At 68.2% G+C, this 15,123-nt stretch carries 16 protein-coding genes; 8 read left to right on the top strand and 8 right to left on the bottom strand.

What is annotated here, in order from left to right:
* Positions 1–266 precede the first annotated feature (266 nt).
* From DIE21_RS08090 to DIE21_RS08105, 4 genes are read right to left on the bottom strand one after another with little or no spacing between them, the layout of a single operon-like run.
* Positions 267–1,382 (bottom strand): succinylglutamate desuccinylase/aspartoacylase family protein, encoded by a 1,116-nt coding sequence (locus DIE21_RS08090; RefSeq protein WP_124497203.1) that lies wholly within the window; start codon positions 1,380–1,382, stop codon positions 267–269.
* A 40-nt stretch (positions 1,383–1,422) separates the two neighbouring features.
* Positions 1,423–1,596: a hypothetical protein gene (locus tag DIE21_RS37680; protein ID WP_260432356.1), complete on the bottom strand. Its 174-nt coding sequence runs from the start codon at positions 1,594–1,596 to the stop codon at positions 1,423–1,425.
* A 47-nt stretch (positions 1,597–1,643) separates the two neighbouring features.
* Positions 1,644–2,975: an MFS transporter gene (locus tag DIE21_RS08100; RefSeq protein WP_124497204.1), complete on the bottom strand. Its 1,332-nt coding sequence runs from the start codon at positions 2,973–2,975 to the stop codon at positions 1,644–1,646.
* Between the two features lie 53 nt (positions 2,976–3,028).
* Entirely contained in the window at positions 3,029–4,219 is a 1,191-nt protein-coding gene (locus DIE21_RS08105; RefSeq protein WP_124497205.1) for a M20 aminoacylase family protein, read from the bottom strand.
* A gap of 229 nt (positions 4,220–4,448) precedes the next feature.
* On the opposite strand from DIE21_RS08105, the gene DIE21_RS08110 reads away from it, so the two are divergent.
* The 3 genes from DIE21_RS08110 (at position 4,449) to DIE21_RS08120 (ending at position 6,780) form a co-directional block, all read left to right on the top strand.
* Complete coding sequence (locus DIE21_RS08110) at positions 4,449–5,087, top strand: TetR/AcrR family transcriptional regulator (protein WP_124497206.1); 639 nt, start codon at positions 4,449–4,451, stop codon at positions 5,085–5,087.
* Between the two features lie 45 nt (positions 5,088–5,132).
* Positions 5,133–6,116: an MDR family oxidoreductase gene (locus DIE21_RS08115; protein WP_124497207.1), complete on the top strand. Its 984-nt coding sequence runs from the start codon at positions 5,133–5,135 to the stop codon at positions 6,114–6,116.
* An 85-nt stretch (positions 6,117–6,201) separates the two neighbouring features.
* The gene (locus tag DIE21_RS08120; RefSeq protein ID WP_124497208.1) at positions 6,202–6,780 is read left to right on the top strand and encodes a peroxidase-related enzyme; all 579 of its coding nucleotides are present in this window, start codon (positions 6,202–6,204) and stop codon (positions 6,778–6,780) included.
* A 34-nt stretch (positions 6,781–6,814) separates the two neighbouring features.
* Here the strand turns inward: DIE21_RS08120 and DIE21_RS08125 are convergent, their stop codons facing one another.
* Entirely contained in the window at positions 6,815–7,216 is a 402-nt protein-coding gene (locus DIE21_RS08125) for a helix-turn-helix domain-containing protein (RefSeq protein ID WP_221622365.1), read from the bottom strand.
* 145 nt (positions 7,217–7,361) lie between these two features.
* Here DIE21_RS08125 and DIE21_RS08130 point away from each other — a divergent pair, with 145 nt between their 5' ends.
* On the top strand, positions 7,362–7,982 hold the full coding sequence (locus tag DIE21_RS08130) for an FMN-dependent NADH-azoreductase (protein WP_124497209.1): 621 nt from the start codon (positions 7,362–7,364) through the stop codon (positions 7,980–7,982).
* A 120-nt stretch (positions 7,983–8,102) separates the two neighbouring features.
* Here the strand turns inward: DIE21_RS08130 and DIE21_RS08135 are convergent, their stop codons facing one another.
* The gene (locus tag DIE21_RS08135) at positions 8,103–8,972 is read right to left on the bottom strand and encodes an SDR family NAD(P)-dependent oxidoreductase (RefSeq protein WP_124497210.1); all 870 of its coding nucleotides are present in this window, start codon (positions 8,970–8,972) and stop codon (positions 8,103–8,105) included.
* Positions 8,973–9,157: 185 nt separating this feature from the next.
* Complete coding sequence (locus DIE21_RS08140; protein ID WP_124497211.1) at positions 9,158–9,736, bottom strand: TetR/AcrR family transcriptional regulator; 579 nt, start codon at positions 9,734–9,736, stop codon at positions 9,158–9,160.
* Positions 9,737–9,938: 202 nt separating this feature from the next.
* Between DIE21_RS08140 and zwf the strand changes: the two genes are divergently transcribed.
* Positions 9,939–11,414: a glucose-6-phosphate dehydrogenase gene (gene zwf / locus DIE21_RS08145; protein WP_124497212.1), complete on the top strand. Its 1,476-nt coding sequence runs from the start codon at positions 9,939–9,941 to the stop codon at positions 11,412–11,414.
* 100 nt (positions 11,415–11,514) lie between these two features.
* Here zwf and DIE21_RS08150 read toward each other — a convergent pair whose 3' ends face one another.
* On the bottom strand, positions 11,515–12,450 hold the full coding sequence (locus DIE21_RS08150) for a LysR family transcriptional regulator (RefSeq protein WP_124497213.1): 936 nt from the start codon (positions 12,448–12,450) through the stop codon (positions 11,515–11,517).
* A gap of 109 nt (positions 12,451–12,559) precedes the next feature.
* Here DIE21_RS08150 and DIE21_RS08155 point away from each other — a divergent pair, with 109 nt between their 5' ends.
* Genes DIE21_RS08155 through DIE21_RS08165 form a run of 3 tightly spaced genes read left to right on the top strand, consistent with a single transcriptional unit; the run spans position 12,560 to position 15,076 of the window.
* Positions 12,560–13,762 carry an MFS transporter gene (locus tag DIE21_RS08155; protein ID WP_124497214.1) on the top strand — a complete coding sequence of 401 codons (1,203 nt, stop codon included), beginning with the start codon at positions 12,560–12,562 and terminating at the stop codon, positions 13,760–13,762.
* 29 nt (positions 13,763–13,791) lie between these two features.
* Entirely contained in the window at positions 13,792–14,115 is a 324-nt protein-coding gene (locus tag DIE21_RS08160) for a MoaF-related domain-containing protein (RefSeq protein ID WP_124497215.1), read from the top strand.
* Between the two features lie 16 nt (positions 14,116–14,131).
* Complete coding sequence (locus tag DIE21_RS08165) at positions 14,132–15,076, top strand: TIGR03571 family LLM class oxidoreductase (RefSeq protein ID WP_124497216.1); 945 nt, start codon at positions 14,132–14,134, stop codon at positions 15,074–15,076.
* Positions 15,077–15,123: the final 47 nt, after the last annotated feature.

Below are 15,123 nucleotides of genomic sequence, written 5' to 3' on the forward strand. Positions count from 1 at the left end.
GGACCGGCAGGCGCCTGCGGCAAGGCATTTCCCCCGAAGCCGGGGGCGCCGCGGCGTCCGCTTCAATTGTCGTGCCGGCGATACCGCATTCACGCATAAAAAGACGGGCGGCACCTGGCCGCCCGCTCAACGCTCTGACTCTGCTGCAACACTTCCAACGGAACACGGAGCGAACTCCGCGCCGCTCAATCTAGTGATGCGGCAAAGCCCGGTCAATTTGACATGAACGAAATTGCACGGCGCTTCTCGGACACCGTGCCCGCCATTCACGCGCCGAGCAGCATCCCCTTTCGCACCGGCACCGTGCCCGTCACGCGGCCGAGCGGCGCGCCGGCCGTCACGAAGCGGATCGCGCGGCGCATGTAGAACACGCCGTCGGTGCCGCTCGACACGGTCGTGATCGCGTCGGTCAGCGGATCGACGATGTCGAACAGCGGGTCGCCGGCGCGGATCGTCGCGCCGATCGCCGCGCGGTGCACGAGGATCCCGGTCACCGGCGCGTGGAACTGCTCGCTGCCCGCGAGCGGCGTGGCCGGTGCGACGAGCGGCGGCAGCGGCGTGCGCTCGCCGCGCACCGCGCCGCACCACACCAGATAGGCGACGAGCGCGGCGGCGTCACGCGCCGCGTATTCATGGGTCACGTCGCGCTGGCCGCGGCATTCGACCGTCACCGCCACCGTGCCCGCCGCCATCGGCGTGCGTTCCGGCAGGTGCTGCCGCAACTGCGACCACAGCAGGTGATGCGCGTCGTCGAACGCATGACCGCCGGAATCCTCGGCAAGCAGCGACACCTCGGCGCCGAGATAGCGCGCGAGCGGCTCGACCTGCGGCCACGCGGTGTCGCTCGTGTATACGTGCATCACCGCCTCGAGCGAGCAATGCAGGTCGATCACGACGTCGGCGTCATGCGACAGCTTCAGCAGCGCCCGCTGCAACGCGTCGAATTCGGTGCGCGGCGCGATCTCGTCGAGCGCGGCGCCGACACATTCGCGCACGATCGCGCGATTGCGTTCGGGATCCGCGCCGAGCCGGTCGCGCGCCCGCGCGGCGATGTCCGCAAGCGGCAGGAAGCCGCGATTGAAGTTGCGTCCGCTCGCGAGATCGAACCGGCCGATGAATTGCCCGAGCAGATGGTGATTGAGCCCGACCGGGTTCGCGACCGGCACCAGCACGACCTCGGCCGCGAGCCGGCCGTCCGCGTCGAGCTGCGCGAGACGCTGCTTGAGCACGACGGCGGCGAGCATCGCGGGCGTCTCGTCCGCATGCAGCGCGGCCTGCAGGTAGAACTTGCGGCCGGCGTCGGCCGGCCCGAAATGGAAGCTCGTCAGCGTGCGCTGCGTGCCGATCGACGGCGAGAGGAGCGGCGTGTTGCGAATCTGCATCGATGGTCTCGAAAAAAAGCGGGAAAACGGAGCGCGCGGCTCAGTCGCCGGACGGGTCGAAATCGAAGTACGGCTTCGCGATCCGGTCGTACGTGCCGTCCTTCAGCATCGACGCGATCGCGCCGTCGATCGACGCGCTGCAGCGCGCGTCCGTGCCGTTGACGCCGGCCGCGCGGGAACTGGCGACGATGCGCGCGTCGTACCTGCGGACCATGCGCGGGCGGTAATCCGGGCACGGATCACCGCCCGCGGCACCGCCCGTCAGTCCATCGACTCGCGCGCCGTCTCGCGCAGCATCGCGACCGCGATCAGCGACAGCACCACACACGCGGCCACGTAACCGGCCGGCGCGAGCTTGCTGCCCGTCGCCTTCACGAGCCAGGTCGCGATCAGCTGCGCGGTCCCGCCGAAGATCGTCACCGCCAGCGCATACGCGATCGAGATGCCCGTCGCACGCACGTGGCGCGGCAGCGATTCGCACATCAGCGCCATTTCGGACGCCGACCCGAGCGAATAGAACAGCAGCATCAGCGCGGTCAGCGGCAGGATCACCGACAGCGTCGGATGATGGTTCATCAGCCAGAACGCGGGGAACAACAGCAGGACGAGCACGCCGCGCCCGACGAAGATCGGCACGCGCCGACTGCCGAGACGGTCCGACAGCCAGCCGAACAGCGGACACGTCACGAGCATCACGCAGCCCGACGCGACGCCGACGAACATCGACAGCTTCATCGGCAACCCGAGCGTATGGATCGCATAGGTCGGCATGTAGAAGGTCAGGATGTAGGTCGACACCGTGCCGCCCATCACGGTCAGCATCAACAGCAGCACCGTGCGCGTGTGCCGCGAGAACAGCTCGCGCAGCACGCCGCGTTCGATGCCGTGATGGCTGTCGCCGGGCGCATCGTCCGCGAGCCGGCGGCGCAGAATCATGCCGACCGGCGCGATCAGCACGCCCACGAAGAACGGCAGGCGCCAGCCCCAGCCCTCGAGCGCATCCTTCGTCAGCGTGTTCGACAGCAGCGCCGCGAAGCCCGAGCCCATCAGCGCGGCACCGCCCTGCGTCGCGAGCTGCCAGCTCGCGCGAAACGCGCGGCGCGACGTGCCGCCCTGCTCGATCAGCGTGGAAGTCGCCGCGCCGAACTCGCCGCCCTGCGAGAAGCCCTGCATCAGCCGCGCGCAGACGACCAGCAGCGGCGCGGCCACGCCGGCCTGCGCGTAGGTCGGCGCGATCGCGATGAGGCCGGTGCCGAGCGCCATCAGCATGATCGTCAGGTTCAGCGCGGCCTTGCGGCCCTTGCGGTCCGCGTACACGCCGAGCACGACGCTGCCGAGCGGCCGCGTGAAGAAGCCGGCGGCGAACGTTGCGACCGACAGCAGCAGCGACGTGGTCGGGTCGCTCGACGGGAAGAACAGCTTGCCGATCAGCACCGCGAAAAAGCCGTACACGGTGAAATCGAAGAACTCTAGCCAGTTGCCGATCACGGCCGCCGCGATCGCGCCGCGCTTCGTGACGGCCGGTGCGCCGTGTGTATCGGTCTGGGCGGCCCCCGCCGACGCGGGGTGCAGCGCGAGATGGTCTTTCTGCATCGTTCTTCTCTCCTCTCAATGCGGCCGGAAGCGCCGGCCGCCCGTCGCCGTGCTCACTGCCCCAGGTAACGCTCCACGAGGCGCGACCAGAACGCCGCGCCGATCGGCAGGTTGCGATCGTTGAAGTCGTATTTCGGGTTGTGCACCATGCAGCCGTCCTCGCCGTCGCCGTTGCCGAGCCGCACGAACGAGCCGGGCCGCTGCTGCAGCATGAACGCGAAATCCTCGCTGCCCATCAGCAGGTCGGCCTGCTCGACGACGTGCGCGTCGCCGACCAGCTCGCGCGCGACCTGCGCGGCGAAATCCGTTTCGGCATCCGTATTGACGACGACCGGATAGCCTTCGATGTACTCGACGTGCGCGGTCGCGCCATAGCTCGCGGCCTGCGATTCGGCGAGCTCGACGATGCGGCGCTTGAGCAGCGCGCGCACGTCGGGGCTGAACGAGCGCACGCTGAGTTCGAGGCGCGCGCCGTTCGGGATCACGTTGTTCGCGGTGCCCGCGTGCATCGAGCCGACCGTGACGACCGCCGGCTGCGACGGGTCGACGTTGCGCGCGACGATCGTCTGCAGCGCCATCACGATGCTCGCCGCGACGACCACCGGGTCGACCGTCAGGTGCGGCCGCGCCGCGTGGCCGCCGACACCCTCGATCGAGATGATCGCCTTGTCGCCGGCCGACATGAACGGGCCGCGCCGCGTGAGGAACACGCCGGGCGCCGCGCCCGGATGGTTGTGCATGCCGAACACCGCATCGCACGGGAAGCGCTCGAACAGACCGTCGTCGATCATCTTCTTCGCGCCGCTGTCGACGCCGTGCTCTTCGGCCGGCTGGAAATACAGATGCACGGTGCCGGAGAAGCGGCGCGTCTTCGCGAGATGCTGCGCGGCGCCGAGCAGCATCGTCGTGTGGCCGTCGTGGCCGCATGCGTGCATCTTGCCGTGCGTGCCGCTCGCATACGGCAGGCCGGTCGCCTCGACGATCGGCAGCGCGTCCATGTCCGCGCGGATGCCGATGCTGCGCGTGCCGTCGCCCGCGCGCAGCGTGCCGACGACCCCCGTCTTGCCCACCCCGCGCGTCACCTGCCAGCCCCATTGCTCGAGCTTCCCGGCGACGAGCGCGGCCGTGTCGTGCTCTTCGTACGCGAGTTCCGGATGGTGATGAATGTGGTGGCGGATCTCGCGCAGCCCGCCGGCGGCGGGCATCAGATCCTCGATTTCGGTGAATCGGACGTCGGTGGTCATCAAGCGGCTCCTGCTGATCGTCAGCGTGTCAGCCGCACGCGAACGGTTGCGTGCGGGAAAGCGAGCCACTATAGCGAGCCGATATCGGTTCAATAAGATGCGGAATTTTTCACCGTGATAAGGTTTTTTAATCAGGGTTAATACGGGCAAAGGTCGTCGACACGCGTTCACCCGACGCGCTCGACACGCGAGCCATTGATTTTTGAGACGAACGGTCTATTATTCGCGCATGGACGTTCGAACTGATCCGCCTCGCCGCCGCGGCAGGCCTCCGAAGCAGCACGAAGCGCTCGTCGCGACGCGCGACATGCTGTTGCGCACCGGGCTGGAAGTGCTCACCGAGAAGGGCTTTTCGGCCGCCGGGCTCGACGAGATCCTCGGGCGCGCCGGCGTGCCCAAGGGCTCGTTCTATCACTACTTCGACAGCAAGGAGGCGTTCGGCCTCGAGCTGATCGATCGCTACGCGGACTTCTTCGCGCGCAAGCTGGACCGTCATTTCAGCCAGACGGAGCGCTCGCCGCTGCAGCGCGTGCGCGCGTTCGTCGACGATGCGCGCGACGGCATGGCGCGTTACGAATACGGCCGCGGCTGCCTGATCGGCAACCTCGGCCAGGAAATGGGCGCGCTCCCGGAGCGTTTCCGTGCGCGTCTGCGCACGACGTTCGAGGACTGGCAACGCCGGCTGGCCGAGTGCCTGGCCGCCGCGCAGCAAGCCGGCGAGCTGGCGGATTCGGCAGACCCGGCCGAGCTGGCCGCGTTCTTCTGGATCGGCTGGGAAGGCGCCGTGCTGCGCGCGAAGCTCGAACGCAGCGACGTGCCGCTCGCGCTGTTCGCGCGGTTTTTCTTCAATGGATTGCCTCGCCGCTGAATTTTTTTGCCATTGACTAGACGATCGGTCTAAAAAGGAGGACGGATGTTCCAGGGCATCGTGATCGACAAGGACGAAACCGGCCAGCACGCGCGGCTGCACACGCTGGACGACGCGCAGTTGCCCGCGGGCGACGTGACGATCCGGGTCGGCTATTCGACGTTGAACTACAAGGACGGGCTGGCGATCACCGGCAAGAGCCCGGTGGTCCGCCAGTTTCCGATGGTGCCGGGCATCGATCTCGTCGGCGAAGTCGAGCACAGCACGCATCCGGATTACCGCACCGGCGATCGCGTCGTCCTCAACGGCTGGGGCGTCGGCGAAACGCACTGGGGCGGCCTGGCCCAGAAGGCGCGCGTCGACGGCGACTGGCTGGTGCCGCTGCCGCCAGCGTTTTCGCCGCAACAGGCGATGGCCATCGGCACGGCCGGCTATACCGCGATGCTGTGCGTGATGGCACTGGAACGGCATGGCGTGCGCCCGGACGACGGCGAGATCGTGGTGACGGGCGCGGCAGGCGGCGTCGGCAGTGTCGCCACCGCCCTCCTCGCGCGGCTCGGCTATCGCGTTGTCGCCGTGACCGGCCGCCCGGCCGATGCCGACTACCTGCGGCAGCTCGGCGCGGCGGAGATCCTCGACCGGTCGCAATTCAGCGCGCCCGGCAAGCCGCTCGGCAAGGAACGCTGGGCCGGCGCGGTCGACGTCGCAGGCAGCCACGTCCTCGCCAACGTGTGTGCGACCACGCGCTATCGTGGCGTGGTGACGGCCTGCGGCCTGGCCGCCGGCATGGACTTCCCCGCCACCGTCGCGCCGTTCATCCTGCGCGGCGTGACGCTCGTCGGCATCGACAGCGTGATGTGCCCGCGCGCCGAGCGGCTGGAGGCATGGCGCCGGCTCGCATCCGATCTCGACGTCGGGAAGCTGGGCGCGATCAGTCACCAGGTCGGCCTGGGCAACGCCATCCCGCTTGCCGAGGAACTGATCGGCGGCAGGGTGCGCGGCCGCATCGTCGTGGACGTCAATGCATGACGCCGGCAACGGCAACCCGTCGTTTCATTTCCGGCCGGCGGCTCGCGCATCGCGTTCGCCCGTGCCGCTTTATTCAGGAGACTCCATGACCGCTGCAGACAACGCGCCCGTCAGCCGCTTTCCGGTACCGGCGCTCGACGACCTGCCCGACGACATTCGCGAACGGATCGCGGCCGTCCAGGAGAAATCGGGCTTCATCCCGAACGTATTCCTCACGCTCGCGCATCGCCCGGACGAGTTTCGCGCGTTCATGGCGTACCACGACGCGCTGATGGACAAGCCCGGCAACCTCACCAAGGCCGAACGGGAAATGATCGTCGTGGCCACCAGCGCCGTGAACCAGTGTCAGTACTGCGTCATCGCGCATGGCGCGATCCTGCGCATTCGCGCGAAGGATCCGCTGATCGCCGACCAGGTCGCGACCAACTACCGCAAGGCCGACATCACCGTCCGGCAGAAGGCGATGCTCGACTTCGCGATGAAGGTTTCGCAGACCGCGCACCAGGTGGGCGAAGCGGATTTCGACACGCTGAAGTCGCACGGCTTCACCGAAGAGGACGTCTGGGACATCGCGGCGATCTCGGCCTTCTTCGGGATGTCCAATCGGATCGCGAACGTGACGAACATGCGGCCGAACGCGGAGTTCTACGCACTGGGGCGTTGAGCGCCGCGCGGTCACGCGGGCGACACGTGGCAGCCTACCGGCGCCGATACACGACACCCTCACCCGGCTCCGGCGCCGCGGCGGCCGCGACGTCGAAACGCTCGCGCGCTTGCGCGATCGGCTGCTTGTTTTTCTCCGCCCACAGAACGAGCGCCATCACGGGCTCCAGCAGCGTTTCGCCGAGCGGCGTGAGCGCGTAGTCGACGCGCGGCGGAATCGTCGGGAACACCGTCCGCGTGACCAGCCCGTCGCGCTCCAGCCCACGCAACGTCAGCGTCAGCATCCGCTGCGAAATCCCGTCGATCTCACGTTTCAGTTCGTTGAAACGCCGCGCGCCGTCGTTCAGCGTCGCGATGAGGTAAAGGCTCCACTTGTCGCCGATCCGGTCGAGGATCTGGCGCGTCGCCTGGCAGTCGTTGTCGCTGGGTCGGGGCATGGTGTCGGGTTACATCGATGTGACTGGGGCACAACCATGTGCGTTCTTGTAGCGGACGGGCGCGAACCCTAGCATTCCACATGCTTTTCGGTAACCAAGTTATCAAAAGTTACCTGGTTCTCATCTTATCCTGGAAGGAACGCTCATGAGCCGCATCCTGCTGATTACATCGAGCCCCCGCAGCATCGACAGCCTGTCCACGCGCTTCGCGCACGACCTCGCGCGGCAGCTCGCGCAGCGCAACACTACCGGCACGGTCACCCTGCGCGATCTGTCCGCCGATCCGCTGCCGCATATCGACGACGCGTACATCAGGGGCCGCACGCTGGCGCCGGATGCGCGCAGCGCGGAACAGGCCCGGGCCGTCGCACTTGCACAAACGCTGGTCGACGAACTGCGTGCCGCCGACATCGTCGTGATCGGTTCCGCGATGACCAATTTCGGGCCGTCCACGCAGTTGCGCGCATGGTTCGATCGTGTGATCTGGCCGCAGGTCACGTTCCAGTATGGCGAAAGCGGCATCGCCGGATTGCTGGAACGCAAGAAGGTCTATCTGGTCACCGCCAGCGGCGGCATCTTCTCCGAAGGTCCATACGCGCCGTTCGACTATCAGTCCGGCTATCTGAAGCATCTGCTCGGGTTCATCGGCTTGACCGACATCAGCGAGTTGCGCGTGGAAGGCGTCGCACAGGGCGCCGATGCGGCTCAAGCGGCGATGGCGAAGGCCGGGCAGGCATTGCAGGCACTCGTGGAACAAGCCGCCTAGGGCAAGAACAGCGCCCGTCGATCGTACGGGCGCTGCCTGCCGCTACCCGCAACCACACGGCGCACCGGTGTGCCGCTTCACCTGCATCGCCGGCGATGCAGGTGAAGGTCAGCGCTTACTTCACGCCTTCAACGCCTGCAGCCCGTCCGGCAGCTTCGCGTCCGGGAACATCGTGGACAGTGTCGTATCGCGCCACCGCGCCGCCTCGTCCGCGCGCTGCGATTCGGCCTGCTCGCACACGAACAGCGCATCGCCGCCGAGCAGCAGGCGCATCGGCAGGTCGTCGCGACGCGACAGCTCGACGATCAGCGCCGCGATCCGTGCGGGATCGCCGACCTCGTGGCCGCCATACGCGCCGAGCAATTCGAGAATCTTCCCGACCGACGGCTGATAGTCGGGCAGCAGGCCGTCGACGTCGCGCTTCGCCTGCGCGGCCCATTCGGTACGCATCCCGCCCGGCTCGAGCGTGCAGACGCGCACGCCGAACGGCGCGACTTCCTTCGACAGCACGTCGCTGAATCCGCCGACCGCCCATTTCGCGGTCTGGTACGCGGACAGGCCGGGCGTCGACGTACGCCCGCCGACCGACGACACCTGGAAGATATGACCCGCGCGCTGCGCGCGCATCGTCGGCAGCACCGCGCGCGTCAGGTTGATCACCCCGAACAGGTTCGTTTCGATCTGGTCGCGGAAGTCGTCGGCGCCCATCTGCTCGAACGGCGCCGTATGGCCGTAGCCCGCGTTGTTCACCAGCACGTCGATGCGGCCGAACGCGTCGCGGGCGGCCGCCACCGCGTGCACGGCCGCCGCCTCGTCGGTCACGTCGAGCGCGACCGGCAGCAGGCGGTCGCCGTACCGTTCCTGCAGATCCGCGAGCCGCGCGGGATCCCGCGCACCGGCCACCAGCATGTCGCCCGCCGCCAGCACGGCCTCCGAAATCGCGCGGCCCAGGCCGCGTGCGGCCCCCGTCACCAACCAGATCTTCGACATTTTCCACTCCTCGATAAAGTTGAAACCACCAAATGAATGATTACTCACTCATTAATATGGGCGCCGAAACGATCGTTTTCACCGTGCGTCGCCCTGCCTGAAACCGCCTTCCATCGCCGCGGCGACGTCCGAACCGGACGCGCCTCCGATCACGTCTACAACTTTCCGCTACGCCGGCCGGCCGCTCATACCGCGTGCAACACGGCCCACAGCGCGCGAAACCCGGCTTCCCGGTACGCATCGGCCTGCGCCGGATCGCGCGCGATCAACTCCATCGCCGTTTCCGCGATCGACGTGAACAGCGCCGCGCGAAACGCCTGTGCATCGTCGGCCTTCAGCCCACCCGACGCGGCGATCTGCTCCCGCAGCAGCACATGCACCGCGCCGAACCCTTCGGCCCCGGCCGCGCGATGCGCGTCGTCGATGCGGCCGCTCACGCCGAGCTGCCGCAGCGCGCGCCGCCCGTCCGGATTCGCGACGCCCCACGACACATAGCCGCGCCACGCATGCCGCATCGCCTGCTCGGCCGGCGCGTGCTCAGGAAACCCGGTCATCATCGCGTCGCGCATCCCGGCCTTCAGGCTCAGGTACAGCGCGTTCAGCAACGCATCCTTGGTCTCGAAATAGGTGAACACCGTGCCCTCCGCGACGCCGGCGAGCCGCGCGATGCGCGCGGTGGTCGCACTCGCACCGTCCTCCGCGAGCGCGCGGGCGGCGGCGGCGAGGATGGCGTCGTGCTTGTCGGGACTGCGCGGTCGGGCCACGTTCGATTCCTTTAATGAGCGAGTACTCAATCATAATGACGCAACGTAGGCAATGCAAGCCCTGATACATACGGGGGAACCCATCCGCAATCGATCAAAACCGTGCACTATTAGCGTTTCCACGTACTGGCCCGCCAACGCACCGGCGGCCGGCGCTTCGACGTTCGTTCCACGCTCACCCGTTTCAGACCGCGAACCACTCATGACGAATCAGCCCAACCAGACCGAAGCCGAACAGCCCGTCGACATGATCATCTTCGGCGGCGGCGGCGACCTGGCCGCCCGCAAGCTGTTGCCCGCGCTGTACATGGCGCACCTGCACTGCAACCTGCCGCCGGAGACGCGCATCATCGCGGTCGGCCGGCGCGACTGGGGCATCGACGGCTACCGCAAGTTCATGGACGAGCAGTCGCGCCCGTTCATCGACGAGAAGGCATTCGACGCCGGCGCATGGGCCCGCTTCCTCGACCTGTTCAAGTACGTGCTGATCGACGTGAGCGCGCCGGAAGACTACGCGCGGCTCGCCGAAGCGGCGCGCGGCGACGCGATCCGCGTGTTCTACCTGTCGACGTCGCCGGAGCTGTTCACGACGATCTGTGACAACCTGTCGGCCGCGCACCTCGTCGATGCGCGCTCGCGCGTCGTCCTCGAAAAGCCGCTCGGCCACGATCTCGCGTCGGCGAAGGCGATCAACAATGCGGTCGGCAGGCACTTCGAGGAATCGCAGATCTACCGGATCGACCATTACCTCGGCAAGGAGACCGTGCAGAACCTGATGGTGCTGCGCTTCGGCAACCCGATCTTCGGGCCGCTGTGGCAGGCGCCGAGCATCCGCAGCGTGCAGATCACGGTGGCGGAGACGGTCGGCGTCGGCAGCCGCGCGGGCTTCTACGACCATACCGGCGCGCTGCGCGACATGGTGCAGAACCACCTGCTGCAGCTGCTGTGCATCGTCGCGATGGAGCCGCCGGTGTCGCTCGACCCGGACGCGGTGCGCGACGAGAAGCTGAAGGTGCTGCGCTCGCTGCGGCCGATGGCGCTGTCGGACGTCGCGCGCGATACAGTGCGCGGCCAGTACACGGCCGGCGCGGTCGACGGCCAGCCGGTCAAGGGCTATCTCGAGGAAGACAACGTGCCCGCGGACAGCCACGCGGAGACCTTCGTCGCGCTGCGCGCGCACCTCAACAACTGGCGCTGGGCGAACGTGCCGTTCTTCCTGCGCACCGGCAAGCGGCTGCAGCGCCGCCAGTCGGAAATCGTGATCGAGTTCGCGGACATGCCGTTCTCGATCATCCCGAGCGGCCCGCGCCACTACAGCAACCGCCTCGTGATCCAGCTCCAGCCGGAAGAGTCGATCCAGCTGCAGATGCTTGCGAAGGAGCCGGGCAGCGGGATGAAGATGGTGCCCGTGAGCCTGAACCTCGACCTGCAGCAGGCGATTCCGGAACGGCGCGCGGAAGCGTACGAGCGATTGCTGATCGACGTGATCCGCGGGCGTCTCACGCACTTCATGCGCCGCGACGAGCTCGAAGCCGCATGGTCGTGGGTCGAGCCGATCCTCGACGGCTGGAAGCAGCTCGGCGACCGCCCGCGCCTCTACACGGCCGGCACGTTCGGGCCGGCGGCATCGTCGGCGCTGCTCGCGCGCGACAACATGTCCTGGTCCGAAGAGGCGTAAGCGCGGCACGACGGCGTGCCCGCGGCGCAAGCGCCGTGCGGCACGCCGGGTCGAACCGGGGAGCAGGCGCCCCGCCCGCGTCCCGTCCCGCTTTCCGCCGTCACAGCGGCCCCATCCACGCAGCCTTGCGCCGCGCCGGCGCACCGCTGCCGCCGCCCAGCACCTCGATCATGTAATCGACGAACGACGCGATCCGCGACGAGATCGCGGTGTTCCGGTAATACACCGCGTTGATCGGCTGTTCGACGTCGAGCGTCTGCCGCGCGAGCACCTGCACGAGCCGCCCGGCGTCGCGATCCTGCGCGGTCATGAAATCGGACAGGCACACGACACCCGCGCCCTCCAGCGCGAGCTGCCGCAGCGTCTCGCCGCTCGACGACCAGATGCCGGGCTCGATGCGGTACGGCTCGCCGTCCGCGCCGAGGATCGGCCAGACGTTCAGCGATTCGGGCTGCGTGAAGCCGAGCAGCGTGTGCCTGGCGAGATCCTCGACCTTGCGCGGCTGGCCGTGCGCGTCGAGGTACGCGGGGCTCGCGAGGATGCGCATCCGGCTGTTGCCGATCCGCCGGCTGTGCAGCGTCGAATCCTTGAGCCGGCCGATGCGGATCGCGACGTCCGTGCGCCGCTCGAGCAGGTCGATGATCCCCTCGTTGCTGTTCAGCTCCAGCTCGACTTTCGGGAAGCGTTCGCGATAGCCGCGCACGAGCGGCACGATCACGTGCAGCATGAACGGCGTCGCGGCGTCGACGCGCAGCCGCCCCGACGGCATCTCGCGCCGCGCGAGCATCTGCTCCTCGGCGTTCTCGACCGACTCGATGATCGCGCGCGCATCCTGCAGGAACGCGCGCCCTTCCTCGGTCAGTTCGAGCCGGCGCGTGGTCCGGCGCAGCAGCGTGGTCTTCAGCTTCTCCTCGAGCCGCGCGAGCGTGCGGCTCGTGGCCGACACGGTGAGGTCGAGCTGCTGCGCGGCAGCGGTGATCGAACCGGAGTCGACCACGGCGGCAAAGGCCTGGAGTTCGTCGAGCGTGATCTTCATCGCTGCATTCTTGACTTGAAATCAAAACATTTTGATTTATAGACCCGTTTTTCCGCAAAAGTAAAGTCGGCACACTGCGATCCATCCTTACTGGAACCAGGATCCCATCATGCCACTCGCCCTGCTTGCGCTGACCATCAGCGCCTTTGCCATCGGCACGACCGAATTCGTGATCGTCGGGCTGATCCCGACGATCGGCGCGGATCTCGGCGTCAGCCTGCCGTCGGCCGGCCTGCTCGTCAGCCTCTACGCACTGAGCGTCGCCATCGGCGCGCCGCTCCTCACCGCGCTCACCGGCCGCGTGCCGCGCAAGACGCTGCTCGCCGCGCTGATGGCGCTGTTCACCGTCGGCAACCTCGTGGCCTGGCAGGCGCCGAGCTACGAATCGCTGATCGTCGCGCGCGTCCTCACCGGCCTCGCGCACGGCGTGTTCTTCTCGGTCGGCTCGATCATCGCGACGACGCTCGTGCCGAAGGACAAGGCCGCCAGCGCGATCGCGACGATGTTCAGCGGCATGACCGTCGCATTCGTCGCCGGCATTCCGCTCGGCACCTTCATCGGCCAGCACTTCGGCTGGCGCGCGACGTTCCTCGTCGTCGCGCTGTTCGGCCTCGTCGCCTTCCTCGGCGCGGTGGCGTTCGTGCCGCGCGGCCTCCCGCGGACACCGCCCGCGCCGCTCGCCCGCCAGTTCCGCGTGCTCGGAGAGCCGCGCCTGCTGCTGGTCTACGCGATGACGGCGGTCGGCTACGGCGGCTCGCTGATCGCGTTCACCTACATGGCGCCGCTGCTCGAACAGATCGCCGGCTTCACGCCGTCGCAGGTCAGCCTCGTGCTCGTCGGCTACGGCGTGTCGGTCGCGTTCGGCAACGTGTGGGGCGGCAAGCTCGCCGACGCCGTCGGCCCGGTCAAGGCGCTCAAGCGGATCTTCCTGCTGCTCGCGATCGTGCTGCTCGCGCTGACCTTCACGGTGCACGTGAAGTGGCTCGCGGTGCTGACGATGCTCGCATGGGGCGCCGTCGCGTTCGGCAACGTGCCGGGCCTGCAGGTGTACGTCGTCAAGCAGGCGCGCCACTTCGCTCCGGACGCCACCGACGTCGCGGCGGGCTTCAACATCGCCGCGTTCAACCTCGGCGTCGCGGGCGGCTCGTCGCTCGGCGGCCTGATCGTCGCGAACGTCGGCCTCGGCCATACGCCGTGGATCGCCGCCGCCGTCACGCTCGGCGCGTTCGCGCTGACCGCGCTGAGCGGCCGCCTCGACCGCGGCCAGGGCCTGCCCGAACGCACGGCCGAGCCCGTCGAACTCGCACATTGATCGTCACTTTCCTGCAGGAGCGCATCAGCATGAACGCATCGACCCGACGTCCGCCGTTCGCCGGCGAGACTTTCGAAGTCCGTTACGACGGCCTCACCGCCCTCAACGCGTATGACGAGGACGGCCTCCACATGCGCTACGAGATCACCGAAGGCGCGTACGCCGGCGCGAAGGGCGAAGTCGCGTACACGTGGCAGCACGTCGCCGGCGAAACCTACGCGATCGCGTGGCAGGAAGCCGATCGCGCAACCGTCGTGCACATCGACGATTTCGCCGCCGGCACGTCGCACGCGTTCTTCACCGCGGCGTCGCTCGACTTCCACCGGCTCGAAGGCAGCCTGCGCGCGCGCTGAACGGAGATACCCGACCATGTCCGCTTCACTCGACAAGCTCGCCGACGGCGGCTTCAGCATCGGCATCGAACTGCCGCTCGACAACGACTGGTCGCCGGCCGGCGACGCGAAGCGCCAGCATGACGGCCGCCGCCCCGGCGTGCCCGACCTGGAAATCCACGCGGAGCTCGCGCAACTGGCCGACACGCTCGGCTTCCGCGCGCTCTGGGTGCGCGACGTGCCGGTGTACGACCCGTCGTTCGGCGATGCCGCGCAAGTGTTCGAGACGTTCTCGTATCTCGGCTATCTCGCCGGCATCACGCGCGACATCCTGCTCGGCACGGCGGCCGTCGTGCTGCCGCTGCGCGAACCGCTGCTGACGCTGAAATCGGCCGCGACGATCCAGGAACTGAGCCGCTCACGCCTGCTGCTCGGCGTCGCGAGCGGCGACCGGCCGGTCGAATATCCGCTGTTCGGCCGCGACTTCGCATCGCGCGGCGCGAATTTCCGCGACCAGATCGCGCTGCTGCGCGACGGCGCGCGCGGGCACCTGCCGCCGGGCCTGGAAGTCCTGCCCGCCGCCCGTTCGCCGGTGCCGCTGCTCGTCGCGGGCCTCGCGCAGCAGACGCCCGCATGGATCGGCGAACACATGGACGGCTGCCTCGCCTATCCGGGCACGCCGGCCGATCACCTGCAGCGCGCCACGAACTGGCGCGCGGTGGCCGGCAGCAAGCCGTACGTGAGCTTCATCCACCTCGACCTCGCGGAAGACCCGCACGAACCGCTGCAGCGGCACCGCTTCGGCGCACGCGCCGGGCGCATCGCGCTGACGGAAGAACTCGCGGCGATGCGCGACGCGGGCGTGCAGCACATCGGCCTGCATTTGCGCCGCAACCGCCGGCCGCTCGACGAGACGATGTCCGAGATCGCAGCAGACGTGTTGCCGGTGTTCCATGCGAACCCGCAAGCCCGCGTTGCATAGGGCCGGCGGTCGCCGTCAAACGGGCGAATCACCAGCCAATATTTGAC

Source organism: Burkholderia sp. Bp9140, from assembly GCF_003853425.1.
In the GTDB taxonomy this organism is placed as follows: domain Bacteria; phylum Pseudomonadota; class Gammaproteobacteria; order Burkholderiales; family Burkholderiaceae; genus Burkholderia.

Coding starts and splice junctions, on each gene's coding strand:
- DIE21_RS08100 (WP_124497204.1), bottom strand. CDS start 2,975: ATGCAGAAAGACCATCTCGCGCTGCACCCCGCGTCGGCGGGGGCCGCC.
- DIE21_RS08120 (WP_124497208.1), top strand. CDS start 6,202: ATGACCGCTGCAGACAACGCGCCCGTCAGCCGCTTTCCGGTACCGGCG.
- DIE21_RS08130 (WP_124497209.1), top strand. CDS start 7,362: ATGAGCCGCATCCTGCTGATTACATCGAGCCCCCGCAGCATCGACAGC.
- DIE21_RS08105 (WP_124497205.1), bottom strand. CDS start 4,219: ATGACCACCGACGTCCGATTCACCGAAATCGAGGATCTGATGCCCGCC.
- DIE21_RS08115 (WP_124497207.1), top strand. CDS start 5,133: ATGTTCCAGGGCATCGTGATCGACAAGGACGAAACCGGCCAGCACGCG.
- DIE21_RS08125 (WP_221622365.1), bottom strand. CDS start 7,216: ATGCCCCGACCCAGCGACAACGACTGCCAGGCGACGCGCCAGATCCTC.
- DIE21_RS08110 (WP_124497206.1), top strand. CDS start 4,449: ATGGACGTTCGAACTGATCCGCCTCGCCGCCGCGGCAGGCCTCCGAAG.
- DIE21_RS08090 (WP_124497203.1), bottom strand. CDS start 1,382: ATGCAGATTCGCAACACGCCGCTCCTCTCGCCGTCGATCGGCACGCAG.
- DIE21_RS08155 (WP_124497214.1), top strand. CDS start 12,560: ATGCCACTCGCCCTGCTTGCGCTGACCATCAGCGCCTTTGCCATCGGC.
- DIE21_RS08150 (WP_124497213.1), bottom strand. CDS start 12,450: ATGAAGATCACGCTCGACGAACTCCAGGCCTTTGCCGCCGTGGTCGAC.
- DIE21_RS08165 (WP_124497216.1), top strand. CDS start 14,132: ATGTCCGCTTCACTCGACAAGCTCGCCGACGGCGGCTTCAGCATCGGC.
- DIE21_RS37680 (WP_260432356.1), bottom strand. CDS start 1,596: ATGGTCCGCAGGTACGACGCGCGCATCGTCGCCAGTTCCCGCGCGGCC.
- DIE21_RS08135 (WP_124497210.1), bottom strand. CDS start 8,972: ATGTCGAAGATCTGGTTGGTGACGGGGGCCGCACGCGGCCTGGGCCGC.
- DIE21_RS08160 (WP_124497215.1), top strand. CDS start 13,792: ATGAACGCATCGACCCGACGTCCGCCGTTCGCCGGCGAGACTTTCGAA.
- zwf (WP_124497212.1), top strand. CDS start 9,939: ATGACGAATCAGCCCAACCAGACCGAAGCCGAACAGCCCGTCGACATG.